The sequence below is a fragment of the Microcoleus sp. D2_18a_D3 genome, assembly GCF_036702455.1.
Classification (GTDB): domain Bacteria; phylum Cyanobacteriota; class Cyanobacteriia; order Cyanobacteriales; family Microcoleaceae; genus Microcoleus.
Genome location: NZ_JAUBTK010000017.1, coordinates 41,748 through 57,167, shown reverse-complemented (window position 1 = coordinate 57,167; position 15,420 = coordinate 41,748). Strand labels below are relative to the sequence as shown.

Annotated in this window: 11 protein-coding genes; 5 read left to right on the top strand and 6 right to left on the bottom strand. The window is 45.8% G+C overall.

Annotated features, from left to right (window positions below; genetic code table 11):
• Nucleotides 1-66: 66 nt before the first annotated feature.
• On the top strand, nt 67-891 hold the full coding sequence (locus QUB06_RS10680) for an SWIM zinc finger family protein (RefSeq protein WP_333435267.1): 825 nt from the start codon (nt 67-69) through the stop codon (nt 889-891).
• 238 nt (nt 892-1,129) lie between these two features.
• Entirely contained in the window at nt 1,130-1,909 is a 780-nt protein-coding gene (locus QUB06_RS10675) for a photosystem II S4 domain protein (RefSeq protein WP_333435266.1), read from the top strand.
• A gap of 218 nt (nt 1,910-2,127) precedes the next feature.
• Here the strand turns inward: QUB06_RS10675 and QUB06_RS10670 are convergent, their stop codons facing one another.
• The 3 genes from QUB06_RS10670 to QUB06_RS10660 form a co-directional block, all read right to left on the bottom strand.
• Nucleotides 2,128-3,612: a hypothetical protein gene (locus tag QUB06_RS10670; RefSeq protein WP_333435265.1), complete on the bottom strand. Its 1,485-nt coding sequence runs from the start codon at nt 3,610-3,612 to the stop codon at nt 2,128-2,130.
• A gap of 90 nt (nt 3,613-3,702) precedes the next feature.
• Nucleotides 3,703-7,002 (bottom strand): CHAT domain-containing tetratricopeptide repeat protein, encoded by a 3,300-nt coding sequence (locus QUB06_RS10665; protein WP_333435264.1) that lies wholly within the window; start codon nt 7,000-7,002, stop codon nt 3,703-3,705.
• 534 nt (nt 7,003-7,536) lie between these two features.
• Entirely contained in the window at nt 7,537-8,325 is a 789-nt protein-coding gene (locus QUB06_RS10660; RefSeq protein ID WP_333435263.1) for an SDR family oxidoreductase, read from the bottom strand.
• A 235-nt stretch (nt 8,326-8,560) separates the two neighbouring features.
• Here QUB06_RS10660 and QUB06_RS10655 point away from each other — a divergent pair, with 235 nt between their 5' ends.
• A complete protein-coding gene (locus QUB06_RS10655) occupies nt 8,561-9,901 on the top strand; it encodes a hypothetical protein (RefSeq protein WP_333435262.1) in 1,341 nt (446 codons plus the stop codon).
• Between the two features lie 233 nt (nt 9,902-10,134).
• On the opposite strand, the gene QUB06_RS10650 is transcribed toward QUB06_RS10655, so the two are convergent.
• From QUB06_RS10650 to QUB06_RS10640, 3 genes are all read right to left on the bottom strand, one after another.
• On the bottom strand, nt 10,135-10,371 hold the full coding sequence (locus QUB06_RS10650) for a 2Fe-2S iron-sulfur cluster binding domain-containing protein (protein WP_333435261.1): 237 nt from the start codon (nt 10,369-10,371) through the stop codon (nt 10,135-10,137).
• A gap of 96 nt (nt 10,372-10,467) precedes the next feature.
• Nucleotides 10,468-11,934 (bottom strand): cobyric acid synthase CobQ, encoded by a 1,467-nt coding sequence (gene cobQ / locus QUB06_RS10645; protein WP_333141065.1) that lies wholly within the window; start codon nt 11,932-11,934, stop codon nt 10,468-10,470.
• Between the two features lie 310 nt (nt 11,935-12,244).
• Complete coding sequence (locus QUB06_RS10640) at nt 12,245-13,930, bottom strand: Ycf66 family protein (RefSeq protein ID WP_333435260.1); 1,686 nt, start codon at nt 13,928-13,930, stop codon at nt 12,245-12,247.
• A 372-nt stretch (nt 13,931-14,302) separates the two neighbouring features.
• Here QUB06_RS10640 and QUB06_RS10635 point away from each other — a divergent pair, with 372 nt between their 5' ends.
• Both QUB06_RS10635 and QUB06_RS10630 read left to right on the top strand, forming a co-directional pair.
• A complete protein-coding gene (locus tag QUB06_RS10635; protein ID WP_333435259.1) occupies nt 14,303-14,485 on the top strand; it encodes a hypothetical protein in 183 nt (60 codons plus the stop codon).
• A gap of 374 nt (nt 14,486-14,859) precedes the next feature.
• A complete protein-coding gene (locus QUB06_RS10630; RefSeq protein ID WP_333103868.1) occupies nt 14,860-15,300 on the top strand; it encodes a DUF6918 family protein in 441 nt (146 codons plus the stop codon).
• Nucleotides 15,301-15,420 lie beyond the last annotated feature (120 nt).

Genomic DNA, 15,420 nt, shown 5'->3' with positions numbered 1-15,420 from the left:
GAGGGGGAGAGAGGGAGAGGATTTTTGATTGTCATCGAAATATATAATTTAAATGCAGAACAGCTTATGTCACAATTTACTCGGACTTGGTGGGGCAATAAATTTATCGATGCGTTAGAAAGATTTACAGATTCTGGGCGACTTGGGCGGGGACGTTCCTATGCACGGAACGGCAAGGTAAAAAGCTTTGGCATGAATGATGGGTTAGTGATGGCACAGGTGAGAGGCTCGGTTAATCCTTATTTTGGGGTTTATAAGGAGCCTCTGTACACAACTCAAATTGAGTTTGAGCCAATTAGTCAGGCAAAGTGGAAAGTGGCGATCGCCCAAATGGCATCAAAAGCCAGCTTCATTTCCCGCCTGCTACTCAACGAAATGCCCGACAACATTGAAAATGCTTTTGCACCCCTCGGATTGCACCTTTTACCCAGCAGCCGCGACGACTTTAAGACTACTTGCTCTTGCCCAGACTATAGCAATCCCTGCAAACATATTGCCGGAGTTTATTATTTGGTGGCGGCAGAATTGGACAAAGATCCATTTTTACTGTTTGAATTACGGGGGCTTTCTAAGGAAGTGCTGCACAGCGAATTAGCAAAAACGCCTTTGGGCTTGGCGCTTTCTGCCGAGTTAACGGCGGATGCAGCGGCCCCTGTGGCGGTGGATTCCTATTACACGCGGGCGATCGCCAGTGAGGCGCAAACGGTCAGTCTGAAAGAGTTTTGGCATGGTGCGAAGCGATTACCGCAGACGATTGAGGTGGCAGCGCCAAGTGGTGTAAGTGCGATCGTGGTGAAGAAACAGGGAGATTTTCCACAGTTTTGGCACAAGGATGGTTCGTTTATTGAGGCGATGGAAGAGTTGTATTTGCGGGTTAAGAAGAATAAGTAGTTGGGTGGACAATTTTGCTGCCATACTCGATCGAGCTCCTGCAAAAACTTTAACTCGAAGACTTCATACATTTGGTACAATAATCGTGCTCATCATATCAGCTTTATCAGCAACTAAAATCATAAAATCGTTATTTGATGATTTTAGACTATAATTAAGTTAGTGCGACTGTTAAAAAAGTAGACTTTTTAGTTACAGCAAGCTTTGGCAATTTCAAATTAGAATCTAAAATTGACTGATGTTACCAAGAGAAGAACTGTTAAAAAGCATTGAAAACCGCGACTGTGTGGCGCGGGCGATCGACCAAGCGGAACAAGCAATTAAAACTTGGGAAGTTACTCTGACTGATTTTCTGTCGCCTCCAGAATTGGCGGACACTATGACGGTATTTAAGCGCTTAACAGATGTGGAATTAGTGGCTTGGGGCGGCTACCCGCAAGCTGAAAGACAAAGAATTGCGATCGCGCGATCGGATATCCCGATCGACTCTGGTAGCGTTAACGTTGCGGCAGTAGAAATAGCTGGCAATTTCTTGTTCGATACAGCTTCTCACCGCGACTTTTTGGGCGCGATGTTGGGTACGGGAATTGTCCGCGAGAAAACTGGCGATGTGATTGTTTTGGGAGAACGCGGCGCTCAAGCCATTGTCATGCCGGAGATGGTAGAGTATTTGGAGATGAGTTTGCAGCAAGTGCGATCGGTTCCTGTACAAACGCGGCGCATTGAGTTGAGCGAACTCAAAATTAGAGAACCCAAAAAGAAAGAAATGACAACCGTTGAAGCATCCATGAGATTGGATGCTGTCGCCTCGGCTGGATTCGCAATGTCTCGCAGCAAAATGGCCGATTTAATTGATAGTGGCGACGTGCGAGTTAACTGGAAAGACGTTACTCAAGCTAGTTATAATGTCAAGTCGGGAGATTTAATTGCTGTTACGGGCAAGGGAAGATTGGAAATTGGGGAAGTTGCTGTTACTAAGAAGGAACGCTATCGAGTCCAGTTAACTCGATATTTGTAATTTATGGGCGGCATCTTCGGCTTGTGGAACAGGCATCTTGCCTGTTCTTAAGAATGCTGAGGCGAAGATGCCCAACCCCTACTCCCCCCAAAAAATTGACTCTTTGTGGAACAGGCATCTTGCCTGTTCTTAAGAATGCTGCAACATATGAGTTATACCACCCAAAAACCCCGAAAAAGCCGGTTTCTTTGGTTTTATGCGTAAGTCATAAATCCAAATTATCGGGGAAAAGTTTTCCTTACCCACACGGCGATACCCAGCATTAACAAGCCAAATAGTAAGCCAAACAGCAGACTCCAGATAATTGTCGCAGTAAAGAGATGCAGCGGTAGAGAAAAATCGGGTTGCCATTGAATCGGTGTATCCTTATCCTTGATTAGAGGATAGGCGGCGGAAAAGATTTGTCCGCCGCCGATCGCAGTTCCGACAAAAAAGATGATATTCTCAAGCTGGCGAGATCGTTTTTTCTCCCTGTCTTCCTGTTGCTTGTATAATTCCATCTGTTCCCTGTCCAATTCCACCTGTTCGATTTCCACCATCCCCCGCACAGTGGATATCGACTGCTGGAACAAATCTTGACTAGCAATCAGGTAGCCTAAATCTATTTCAATTTGCCGCTGATATTTATTCTCAGCCACATATAGAAACTTCTGCAAAAAGTCAAGATTATCGCCGTCGATGCACAAACTTGTAATTTTTGTCAAGGCATTGCTATAATTTTCCGCATTAGTATCAATGGTATTTCTGTCTTCTTGCAAATATCGCATCTGCTGAGCAAAAGCCAACATTTTAGTGCGAACTTCAGCCAGCAACTCCTTTAACTTCTGCAACTTAACTTGTCGATTTTGTTCGCTTTCTATTGCACCCAATTCGGGAAGCTTCTTTTCTAACTCGCCGACTATTTGCTGTGCTTTGCGATACTTTTTCCTAGCTGCGTGATACACAAATACGATTTTAGCCCGAGAACAAAGTAGATTTATTAAGTAAAAGTTGAAAGTCGAGGTTGCGAATTCCAAAGTTCGGGGATTTTCTTGCAACCATACTAGAATGTGACACCGGTGACGCGCATCATCTTCTCGGCTGTCATACTCAAAAATCGGACTCCCGAATAACTTTCCTCCGGCGCAAAACTCTACTGATGCGGGCTGTTTATCTTGTACCAAAGCTTTAACAGAGTCGTCAGCTAGTTTCCGGTAAGTATCATAAACTGCTGGTTCGGCGTAGAATAATAAGGTTTGTCCCAGAGACGGTTGAATTGCGTTTGGCAACAAGCAACCTTGGGGATTTAATCGAGTTAATTCTGATACTTTGATTGTGATATCTTGATAGTAAAATGTCAAGTCTGCGGTGTAAGTATCGTGAATTCGCAGGGGATAGATAGAACCATCAAGTTTCTGGTTATCTGGCTGAATAATTTGCGGAAACTTCAGAGTTTTTCCACTATCTGAAATTAGCAATTCTTCGTTAGTCAGATTTTCCCGTTCGCCGTCGGGATAATACAGGCCGTTTTTGTAACAAATTAGCTGGTCTCTGAGGGATTTTAGTTTGTGGAATTTAAATTCTTTGCCGACATTATCTGCTAGATTTTCCCACAAGGATTGAGCATTTCTGGCTACTTGTCCGTAGCCTTCGTCCCTATCATCCCGCAGGTGGAAAGGATAGAGGGTAATGCTGGAATTTTTAATTTGCCATTCTGGGCTCATAATCAAGTTTTTGAGATGTTTTCAAGTATTTCTATCAGATATTTGGGGCGGGCAAGATGCCCACCCCACAAGATTTTTAGGGTTTGTCTTCTAGGAAGGTGTTTCTGGATTATTTGTTGGCGGTGTAGGCGGTGCAGATGACACAGACAAACCCAATCGAATCTTATTTTCCTTCAGCGTTTCGCAAAACTCCCTCACGATTTCCTCCGGTGGATCACTATGAGTGCCACCCGCACCCATTTGATAAATCTCATTCTCCAAATTCTCTTCAATTTGAGGCTTGCTTTCGCACCAATCCTTGATTGTTTGAGCGATAACATTTACATTATCGGTCGAACCAACATCAATCGCTGATAATTCTGCGACAAATTGCGGCTCGGATATTTTCAATAACTTACTGAAAGCCGCCACAATTTCTTCGGGTTTCGCATCATCGGGAAGTGACATGACTAATCTCCTTAAATCTGTTTTTTCAGTTGACAGCGGTAAAGTTTCGTTTTCGCCAATTAAGGTAAATGCAGCCCAAGCTACGGGACTCGGAAATCGAGCTTTTGTGGTTAGCATAGCACACCGCAAGGCCGCTGCTCGATTGTCACCCCGTGCTAAATTTTGGTAGAATTCAGTCATTAGCAATTTGGCTGAAATCACTCCCATATTCCACAGGGAAACGATGATGCTGGGGACTCCGGCGAGGATGAAGCAGCGCGACAATCCGATGACTCCATCTCCGGTGATTTTACCGCGCCCGGTGCTGCACGCGCTCAATACTACGAGTTCGGAATCGAGTTTTAATTGCAGGATATCCACGGCATGAATTGCGCCGTCGTCATCTCCCGATGGTGCTAAAATAATCGCGCCGGGGATGCCGGAACCTTGGAAATCGTCGAGGAGTCCGTGGGCGGATAAATGGACGATGCGCGTGTTTAGCATCCTATCTAAAATGGCGACTTTTGTGGCATTATCTCCGCTAATTGCTTGGGTTCCTAAAATTTCGGCTATGGCTTCGGCGGCTTCTTTTGCCCTGGACAGTTGTTCGAGTTCGTAGGGTTTTTCTTTAAATTTTGGGGCGATGGTTGGATCGCCGACAATTAGGGCGGCTTGTCTCAATCCTCGGACTCGGTTTTGATGTTCGCGGGTGATTTCTAATACTTGGATCGATGGGCTGGTGAGGATGGTATGATGTTCGATTAGGTAGCGGTTGTTGCTATCTTGCAAGGCGGCGAAGGGTACTAAAAATAAGTCGTAGTGGGGGACGAAGATGATGGGGTTATTGGCATCGGTGGGTAGCAAGTCGATGATGGGTTCGATCAGGATTTGATGGAGGAGTTGCAGTAGGGGAAAGCGGCCTGTTTCGTCTCGTTTGTACTGGGATTCTAGCTGAATTTTGTTGCCTCGGTCGTCGGTTTCATCGGTGCCGATGGAGAGGCGGGCTTGGAGGATGATTTGTTTGAGGTTTTGGTTTAGTTGGTTGAGGGGTTTGAGGGTGACGGCGCGATGGGTGATGTTGCCGTTTGGTTGGATTACCCAGATGTAAACTGCTGAATCGATAATGGAATATTCAACTATTGTGGAGTTTCTGTCGCGGGCGATTTGTTGGATTCTGGGAATTGATAATTTATTTGTTTGGTCATTCGCTGGTAAATCATTTGTTAATAAGGTTTGTTGTAATAACTCGACGAAGGCGCGGGTGCGGGACATTTCGGATATTTCTAAGGCTTCATCGAATTTAGATTGGGCGACTAGGACTTGTTGCAGTAGGTGATATGTAGATACTTGGGTTTCAAAAATTGAGGCTTTATGGTCATTATTGACTAATTCATAACGTATAGTTTCAGAAATTTTGACTGAGGCACGAAGTTCTGTTTCAGCTTCAGCAAGTTGGTGAGTTTTTAGAAATGTAGCTCCCAAATTTGTGAGAGATTGTGACTCTACTTGGCGAGATCCGATTTCCCGTGAAATCTCTAAAGACTGTTGATGAAATTCGATCGCCCTGTCATATTTTCCTAGGAATACATAAACAGCACCCAAATTGCAAAGGGAAGTAGCTTCTCCATCTCGATCGCCGATTTCCCGTTTCATCTTTAAAGACTGTTCGAGAAATTCGATAGCCCTGTCGTATTGTCCTAGGCAATAGTAAGCATTACCCAGATTGCCGAGGCAAATAGCTTCTCCTTTTCGATCTCCGATTTCCACGTCAATCTCTAAACACTGTTGGTAAAATTCGATCGCCCTGTCGAATTGCCCTAGGTATCGGCAAACACTGCCCAAACCGCCGAGGGAATTAGCTTTCCATTGGCGATGTCCGATTTCTCGTGAAATTCCTAAAGATTGTTCGAGAAATTCGATCGCCCTGTGGTATTGCCCTAGAGATTTGTAAACAGTACCCAAATTGCAAAGGGCAGCAGCTTCTCCATCTCGATCACCGATTTCCCGTTTCATCTTTAAAGACTGTTCGAGAAACTCGATCGCCTTGTGGAATTGCCCTAGAGATTCGTAAGCTAAGCCTACATTGTTCAGGGAAAAAGCTTCCAATTGACGATCGCCTATTTCCCGTTCAATCTCTAAAGACTGTTCGTAAAATTCGATCGCCCTGTGGTATTGCCCTAGAGAATAGTAAGCTAACCCCACACTATCGAGGAAAGCAGCTTCTCTTTGACGATTTCCGATTTCCCGTTCAATCTCTAAAGACTGTTCGTAAAATTCGATCGCCCTGTGGTATTGCCCTAGAGAATAGTAAGCTAAGCCCAAATAGCAAAGGGAAGCTGCTTCTACTTGGCGATCTCCGATTTCCCGTGAAATCTCTAAAGACTGTTCCAGAAGCTCGATCACCTTGTCATATTGCCCTAGGGAATTGTAAGCTAAGCCCAAATTATGGAGGGCAGCAGCTTCTTTATCGCGATCGCCTATTTCCCGTAAAATCTCTAAAGACTGTTCGTAAAATTCGATCGCCCTGTCGTATTGTCCTAGGGATACATAAACACCACCTAAATTGCAAAGGGAAGCAGCTTCTACTTGACGATCTCCGATTTCCCGTGAAATCTCTAAAGACTGTTCCAGAAACTCGATCGCCTTGTCATATTGCCCTAGGAATGTGTAAGCTGAACCCAAATTGCAAAGGGAAGCAGCTTCTCTCTTGCGAGCTCCGATTTCCCGATTAATAGTTAATTCCTGTTCCCAAGACTGCAAAGCTTCTCCAAATTGACTGATTTTATACTGCTGACTGCCTTGTTCAAATAATTTGTGTGCTTTCACTTTCAGTATAATTGCCGCCACCAAGCCATTATCCAGCAATTCCGGGTGAGTTTTCAATATCTCTGCTTCTTCGCCGCTGGGACTATTTAGCAGTTGATTTATCAGCTTGAGATAGGCTTGTTCGCGTTCTGAACTCATGGCGATTTAGGATTTTGGATTGTGCGATCCATTAATTTATTCTTGGTTAAACACATCTGTTTGGGGCCCAGTTTTTTGTAAGGGTTTTCACATTTGGGCGACAATATGTGCAACACCACGGGGATATATCCTTTATTCGTCGGTCCGATGGTTTGTCCGGGGGGTTGTTTGTTTGTTCGGGGGGTCGTTTGTTTGTGCGGGGGGTCGTTTGTTTGTCCGCGAGTCCGCCAGTTGAAACCCCTGTCTCATAGCTAAAGTCGGTTGAAACCGACTGAATAATGGTGACAAATACTTTATTAGGGTGACAAATACTGGAGTGTTTATTTAATTTGCTTTTCAGTCCTCTTTTAGAGGACTTTCGCTATGACACGGGGGTTTCAACCCCCGGCGGACTTGTGGGGTAGCGTCGGGGATTTTGGTAGCGGGGATTTTTGTGGCCGGAATGTGCGACCTTTTGGTAAAATTTGGATGAGGGGCGATCGAATGTTTATCCTTGGGTGGGGGCGGGTTTATTTATATTGTCAACGATCGCGATTATTCCTCTTTCGCCCGAAACACCTTTTCTACCGACTTCACCAAAAGTTCTCGCGGCATTAATCGAGGCATATTGGCGATGATTTGATTGGGAATTCCCCCTGTGACAACATTAGACTCATTTTTCTCTAAAGCTTTCAAAGCATCTCGCACTACTTCCGCTGCGGGAACGAGTTTTTGCCCGCTGCTGGATGCCATTGATTGAGGGAATTCAGCTACTGCGAAAAAGTCCGATTCTGTCGGCCCTGGACAAAGGCACAAAACGCCAATTCCTAAATCTTTGTTTTCCGCCCAAAGCGCCTCACTGAAACTTAAAACAAAAGCTTTAGTCGCTGCATACATCGACAAGTACGGCATCGGTTGAAAAGCTGCGATGGAGGCAACATTGATAATACTTCCTGATTTTCGCTGCCGCATTCCCTGCAAAAATAAGTGCGAGAGTTCAACTAATGCTACAATATTTAGTTGCACCATTGTTAGTTGTTTCGCAAGCGGGCGATCGGCAAAAACACCGTAATCGCCAAAACCCGCATTATTCACCAACAAATCAACCGTCCAACCTTTTTTAACAACCGCGTCAAATACAGCAGTTCCAGCGCCCGGTGCGGTCAAATCTTGAACGATAATTTCGACCAAAATATTGAATTCCTGTTGCAGTTTAGCAGCTAGCTGTTGCAATTTGTCTTCGGAACGAGCTACCAAGATTAGATTGTGCTGGCGTTTGGCTAATTCGGCGGCAAAGGCTGCACCAATTCCGCCAGAAGCACCGGTGATTAAAGCAGTCGGCATGAACTTAATTCGGATTATTTGATATAAAGTTTATATATAGCAATTCTAAATCATTTGTGTAATTATTGTAGGGGCAAACCCCCCGTGGTTGCCCCGATGCAGGCTGGGGTAGGCACGGGGAGTAGGGGTAGCACTACCCCTACATATTTTTACAACTGATGCAAGGATTGCTATATTTTAACAATTATTGTGACTGGGAACCTGTAAAATAATTAAAAGGGAATAGGTGAGTTTTATGGCGCGTCTTACCGATCGAGCTTTTGAAATTTTGCGGGGAGAAGTTGACAAGTGCGCGGCGGCTGATAGTCTAGGCGGTGATGTCTACCGACGGATGGTACTCAAGCGGTTGGAGAAGTTACGATCGCAAAACGGCACTTTCGCCTCAAGAGAAGAAATCCGCGATACCTTCAAAGACGAATTTCCCAACTTCAGCGAACAAGCTCTCAAAGCTGCCGTCAAAGCCAACCGCCCGCCCGGATTGTTCAGTAAAATCATCTTTGCTGGGAGTTTGTTGGGAAGTGCAGCGGGGATAATTTGGCTGATTAACCTACCTTTTCCCCTGATTCGCTTGCCCGTGGCGAAAACAATGCCGATATTATTGCTGCCGAGTTTTAGGAGTATGGATCACAATTACCGGCAGGCGATCGCCCTTGTGGAACAATCCGATCAACTGGTGAATAAAGCCACGGCTGTCGCTGATTTTGACTTGGGCGAAATTAAAGCAAAAGAGGCTCAAAAACACCTCGACGCCTTGCCGGTGTGGTTCCTCGGCAACTATCCACACACTTACTGCAAATTTTTCGGCTGCCGTTGGCGGTTTACAGTCGATGAATTTCAAGCCGCCCGCAAAAATGTCGGGCGGATGGAGGCTCAGATTTTCCAGCAAAAAAATGCTTTTACTCAGTTAAATCAAGTCGAACAAACTCTCAACGCGGCGAAACAGCAGTATCAGCAAGCAAAAACGGCTGCGGATAGACAAAAAGCGACGGTAAATTGGCAAAGTGCGATCGACCTACTCAATCAAATTCCCGCCGACACCCTCGCGGGAGAAAGGGCTCAGCAGAAACTCCAAGCTGCAGAGAGAGATTTTAAAGCAATGGGCGGTGTAGCCACCGGATCGGTGCGTGCGGACAACTTAATCGAAGCAGCAAAAGAATTTGCCTTAACTGCCGCCGTCGCATCCCAGAAACCGCCCCATTCAGCAGAAAGTTGGCAAAAAATAGCAGATTTGTGGCAAGCTGCCATTGAGAGACTCAGCCAAATTACATTTGATAATCCGGGCTATCTTGACGCTCAAACAAAACTAGCTGAATATCAAAATAATTTAGGCACTACAAAGATTCGACTGACAGCAGAGAGAGAGTCAGTGGAAGCTTTGAACCAGGCTAAGAGCTTGTTTGCTTCCTTGCAAAATAATGTAAATTCTCCCCGTCAAAATCCCGGTTACGCCCTCGGCCACTTGCAAGAAATTATCAATCAATTAGAATCCGTCAAACCAGGCACAACGGTTTATCCCGAATCCCAAAAATGGCTGCAATCTGCTCGCAAGAAACAGCAAGAATGGCAAAAGAATTAGTCAGTTGTCAGTTGTCAGTTGTCAGTTGTCAGTTGACTGTTGACTAATGACAAATGATATCATGTCCGATCGAGTGACCGCGATTAAAAGGGCGGGTTTTTGAGATTGTCAATTATTGGCCGATATTTTTCGTGAACCCGCCCCTACCGTATTAGGGGTAATCGACCGGACATAATATGACTAATGACTAATGCCAACAACCAACTGCCAACTGCCAACTGACTACTAACAAATTACCAATTCGGGTCAACATACAGATTAATTGTCACTTGCTTTTTCCCGTAAGGGATGCCGGAAATACAAGCACAAATCGTATCTCCGCCATCAATTTCTACTTCGCAAGCGTGACAAGAACCCATGAGACAGCCGGTAGGAATAGAAACCCCTGCACGTTTGGCTACATCTAATAAAAGCTCTCCTGGTTCAGCTTCAACTGTCACATTATCTGGTAAAAAACAAACTTTTGTCATTGAATTTGAACCTCAACTATAACAAACAACTGTCAACTGTCAACTGTCAACTGTCAACTGTCAACTGTCAACTGTCAACTGTCAACAGTTAACTAATTAACCTAAAATATGCTTTATATCTAAATGCTTTTCCACAGTATCTGCTAGAGAGTCTAACAGAGTTTCTCGGTGTTCTCGGTAATTAGGAATACCTGTAGGCAATGCGCGGAGTCCCCGCTGCTGCCGCAAGTGATTTAACCAAGCTCGCCGCCAAGCTCCGTTGTCAAAGATGCCGTGCAGGTATGTACCCCAAATTGATTGAGAAGTATTGACAATGCCTAAACTAGCATCGTCAAATAGCGGTTGAGTCAAATCTGACTCTAGGATTTGCGTTTTTCCTTGATGAATTTCGTAACCGGAAACTGGCAAACCCGGTTGAGGATAGTTAGATGTTACGATTCGTTGGCGCGCAATTTTGTTCGGTGCCATCGCAGTTTTCAAAGGCAGTAATCCCAATCCTGGAAATTCTCCCTTTTCTCCCTCAATGCCTTCTTTATCGGTGATACTTTCTCCCAGCATCTGAAAGCCGCCGCAAACTCCCATGACTGTACCGCCAGCTACTAAATAATTTTGAAGAGCTTTTGCCATACCTGTTTGCCGCAGCACCTGTAAATCGGAAATTGTAGTTTTAGAGCCTGGTAAAATCACGGCGTCTGGATGGCCTAAATGGTCTTTTGGGCTGACATATTTGACTGTGACGGTAGTTTCCGACTCCAGGGGGTCAAAGTCTGTAAAATTGGAAATTCGGGGCAGGCGGATGACCGAAATATTTATGTCGGTTTGAGAATTAGGAGAACGCCGATCGAGCAAATCGAGAGAATCTTCTGAGGGAAACACTTCGTCTATCCAAGGAATCACCCCAACTACCGGGATTCCCGTCCTTTCTTCTAGCCAAGTCAGGCCCGGATCTAATATCGATTTTTGCCCTCGGAACTTATTAATAATGAATCCTTTAATTAAAGCTCGTTCGTCGGGATCGAGCAATTCCAAAGTACCGATAATGTGAGCAAAAGCACCACCGCGATCGATATCAACTACTAGCAAAGTCCGAGCCTTTAAATATTTAGCTACCCGCATATTTGTTAAATCGCGGTGTTTGAGATTAATCTCTGCTGGGCTACCGGCTCCCTCACACACAATCATGTCAAATTCTTGCTTGAGAAATTCTAAAGATTCCCGAATAGCTTGCCAGCCAATATCGAAATACTGCTCGTAATATTGAGATGCTCGCACATTGGCGATCGCCCGGCCCTTGACAATCAATTGAGAAGTCATGTCTCCTTGTGGCTTGAGCAAAATCGGATTCATTTCTACCCAAGGTGCGACGCCCGCAGCCCAAGCTTGCACTGCTTGAGCGTAACCAATCTCTCCACCGGCGGCTGTGACATAGGAATTCAGTGCCATATTCTGACCTTTAAACGGAGTTACCCGCCAGCCTCGCCGCTTAAAGATTCTACACAAAGCTGCAACGAGTAATGATTTCCCTGCGTGAGATGTTGTTCCCACGACCATAATTGCTTTCATAATATTAAGGGAGAAGGAAGAGGGAAGAGGGAAGTTCGGCAACGGATTCTGTAACGGATGTAACGGATGTAACGGATGTAACGGATGTCAGTCCGATGTCCGTCGGAAGAAGGAAGAGGGAAGAAGGCAGAAGGCAGAAGGCAGAGGGCAGAAGGCAAAGGGAAGAGGGCAGAAGGCAGAAGAAAAAAGTAAGAAGTAAGAAGTAAGAAGTAAGAAGAAAAAAGTAAGAAGTAAGAAGTAAGAAGTAAGAAGGCAGAAGGCAGAAGGCAGAATCAAAAAAAATTCTGGTTTCTACCTTTTGCTTTCTGCCTTAAGATGACGGCTTATCTTCGCCGGATACATTCTCAGACTTGGATTCATCGGCCGCACGAGCAGCTTCTACTAGCTCCGAAGGGGGGGGATTCGGGCGAATCAATTCCGGTTGTTCTCCCTCAGAAGATGGTGTTTTATCTATGGAAGGGGGGGGATTCGGGCGAATCAATTCCGGTTGTTCTCCCTCAGAAGATGGTGTTTTATCTGTGGATTCGATCGAGATCACTGATACTGAAACCGTTTCCACCTGCACGCTCAACCCAGGTTCTCCCGGTACTTCTATCTCTACAGGCGCTGCCATTTCCACCACTGTCATTTCCAGAGATACAGCAGGGGCTTCTGCTTCCGGTACGCCTGCTGCTTCCGGTTCACCAACTGCAGCCAGCGGTGTCTGGGTTTCCAGAGATACAGCAGGGGCTGCTGCTTCTGGTACGCCTGCTGCTGCTTCCGGTTCACCAATAGCAGCCAGCGGTGTCTGGATTTGGGCGGACGATCGATCTTCGATCGGAGTTTCCCCTATTTTGTCAGAACTCGCGGTTTCTGTGGCCATCAACGCGGCCATTGCTTCAACATTGGTGGGAAAAGGCACTCCAAGGCTGGTTTCCACAACAGTGTTGCTGGTTTCGGCTGCCACCTCCGCAGCCGCCTGGGCTAATTCGGATTCGAGAATTTGGTCGATACCTGGTGCAGGAGTTGCCGTTATTTGAGATTCAGGTGCGATCGATTCTGGAGTCACGGAAGGTTTTGGCGTCTGGGGAGTTGCATCAGACTTGTTTTTAGCCGCACCGAGTCCCAACATACCGCCGAGACTATTTTTGATATTGTCAAACAGACTACCGAAACCGCCGGCTTTTTTAGCTGGTTTAGGAGGAGTAGGAGGAGTTGGGGCCGCCGTTGGGGCCGCCGCCGCTGCCGCTGCCGCCTGCGACTCTTTAACGGCTGTCCTCCATTCTGTTTCCTCGTCAAAATCATCGACTTCTGGCTGCTGTTGAGGCTCTGGCTGAGCCTCTACTGGCTCCACACTTGGTGCAACGGCTATTTCTGAAATTTCTAGAGGTAGAGGTAGAGGAGTGAAGTTGCTGGCTAATTCTGCTGGAGGTTGTGAAGTCTCAGCAGCAGGAGTTTCGACTGAAAACACTGGTATTTCTGCAATTGCAGGTGTTTTCGAGTCGGGAATTTTCAAGTCAGGGGCGATCGCACTTTCAGCAATACTTTCAGCTATGGGGGTAATCGCCGGCTGTTCCTCTAGCTTTACCTCGCCCTTATCCAGAGTGGGTGCTGGAACCACATCAGTTTTCGGTTTGGGCGATCGAACAAACTTAGGTTTTTTCGCTGCTGCTGCGGGTTCTTTTTTCTTGGCAAACAAGCCCGCAAACGGTACGCCTGCTGCAGCCAAATTCGCCGACTGAGGAATCGGCGTTTGCTCAGCAATCGGCGTCACCTGCCGGCGCAAAGTCAGAGTTTCCCAGGCAAACCAGCCCAACATCGCCACGCCCGCCATTTGACCAAGCAGGAGAGCACCAGTAATTCGTCCCGCACAAGCCCATAAAATTAACGCATAAAAAAGCCCTACCCCGCTCCAGGTAAAATCACTTTTGCGGTGTACTTCTGGAAAAAAGAAGGCCGCCATGTAAATACTGAAGCTGCCTAGACCGACCGCTAACGCCAGAAAGTATGCAAGCATATTGTCGGTACCTCCGCTGTGTCAAATAACTTCTACGCGCTAATTCTACCTTTGAGAGAGACTCAACGGCTTCTTTCTCTAGGACAATTCTTGATTTGTAGGGAAGTTTGGCAAGGAAGCAGTGTAAGGAATTTAACACGTTCAACGGATGTTGACGCCAGAAGTGCGAGTCAAGATTTCCCACTCTCCCCCACATCCCTAATGCCCATTACCCCCTATGCCCACACCCCCTATCCCCATCACCCCCTTCTCCGTGGTGATAGATGTCACTTAGACTATGCCCGTGCGATCGCACCAAGCGACTGAGGATGTTTATATGTTGTAGGTGTAAGAGGAATTATGCCCTAGGGCATAGGTATGGGAGACAATGCCATGTTGGAAAAACTATTATTAGCCGCCGGCTTAACCTTATCCCTTCACATATTTCCCGGACTAAGCACTTCCGCGAAATTACCGAAAAATTTGGTAGTGCGATCGAGCGATCGTCCGGCTCAAACCCTGAAACTTCCCATCGTTTCAGTACCTGCAGGCGTCAAGCCGAACGTCCAATCGTAATGATACCTGCAAGATACGTGCAAGTGCGATCGGACTTAGGCAGAGCCTTTCTAATGTTTTTTTCGAGCTGTCCTCTTTTCTATGTGGCTGTTCACAACTCATCAGTTTGTAGTCAGGGCTTTAGTCCTCATTAATCTCACCTAATAAGGACTAAAGCCCTTACTACAAACCCTAGGTCAATAATGACTAGCAGATTGAACATTAATTCCTATAACATACTACTAGACAAATCTCAACATCAGCTTGTCAAGTAAAGACTTTCCAACCTTAAAAAACTTGTGTAATCCTGACTAAAGGATCAAAATAGATATATAATCCCCTGATGGCTCTCCAAGCTAATAAGCACATTGACTATTAAATCAAGGAAAGCGAAAATGGGACTTAGCGATATTCTATTGAATGAAAACAACAGAGAAAGTTTTGTTGATGACTGTGTAAAGCTGATAGACAAACAAGTTGCAGCAGCGCCGGGATTGGGTGGTATGGCTCTTAAAGCTGCCTACTCTACTGTCAAGGGGATACGGGCTGACTATTGCGCCCAAGTCGTCGATCAACTTCTGCCAGAAATCTCGATCGCACTCGATCCGATGTGGGCTGAAGCAGTAAACAATGGCAACCCAGTCGAATATCTAGCCCAAAGAAAAGCTGAAGTAGCAGACGAATTGCTCCAGATCAGCGACAAAAAAGCCGAGAAAAGCACAAGAGCGGTTGTTAGAGGCGCTTATGCCAAACTCCGCCCCTCAGCTAAGACTTACGTGGAAAAGGGAGTACCGGATTTAGCCGAAATTATTAATAAATATAATAGTGCGGCCTGATAAGTGAGCAACGGCTAAAAAACAGAATACCCAGATACCCGGTTTCTTCAAGAAATCGGGTATCTAAAATCCGACTAATTCGTAAGTTTGTAGTTAGGAGGGAGAGTCCTAATTTTATGC

Coding starts and splice junctions, on each gene's coding strand:
- QUB06_RS10680 (WP_333435267.1), top strand. CDS start 67: ATGTCACAATTTACTCGGACTTGGTGGGGCAATAAATTTATCGATGCG.
- QUB06_RS10675 (WP_333435266.1), top strand. CDS start 1,130: ATGTTACCAAGAGAAGAACTGTTAAAAAGCATTGAAAACCGCGACTGT.
- QUB06_RS10670 (WP_333435265.1), bottom strand. CDS start 3,612: ATGAGCCCAGAATGGCAAATTAAAAATTCCAGCATTACCCTCTATCCT.
- QUB06_RS10665 (WP_333435264.1), bottom strand. CDS start 7,002: ATGAGTTCAGAACGCGAACAAGCCTATCTCAAGCTGATAAATCAACTG.
- QUB06_RS10660 (WP_333435263.1), bottom strand. CDS start 8,325: ATGCCGACTGCTTTAATCACCGGTGCTTCTGGCGGAATTGGTGCAGCC.
- QUB06_RS10655 (WP_333435262.1), top strand. CDS start 8,561: ATGGCGCGTCTTACCGATCGAGCTTTTGAAATTTTGCGGGGAGAAGTT.
- QUB06_RS10650 (WP_333435261.1), bottom strand. CDS start 10,371: ATGACAAAAGTTTGTTTTTTACCAGATAATGTGACAGTTGAAGCTGAA.
- cobQ (WP_333141065.1), bottom strand. CDS start 11,934: ATGAAAGCAATTATGGTCGTGGGAACAACATCTCACGCAGGGAAATCA.
- QUB06_RS10640 (WP_333435260.1), bottom strand. CDS start 13,930: ATGCTTGCATACTTTCTGGCGTTAGCGGTCGGTCTAGGCAGCTTCAGT.
- QUB06_RS10635 (WP_333435259.1), top strand. CDS start 14,303: ATGTTGGAAAAACTATTATTAGCCGCCGGCTTAACCTTATCCCTTCAC.
- QUB06_RS10630 (WP_333103868.1), top strand. CDS start 14,860: ATGGGACTTAGCGATATTCTATTGAATGAAAACAACAGAGAAAGTTTT.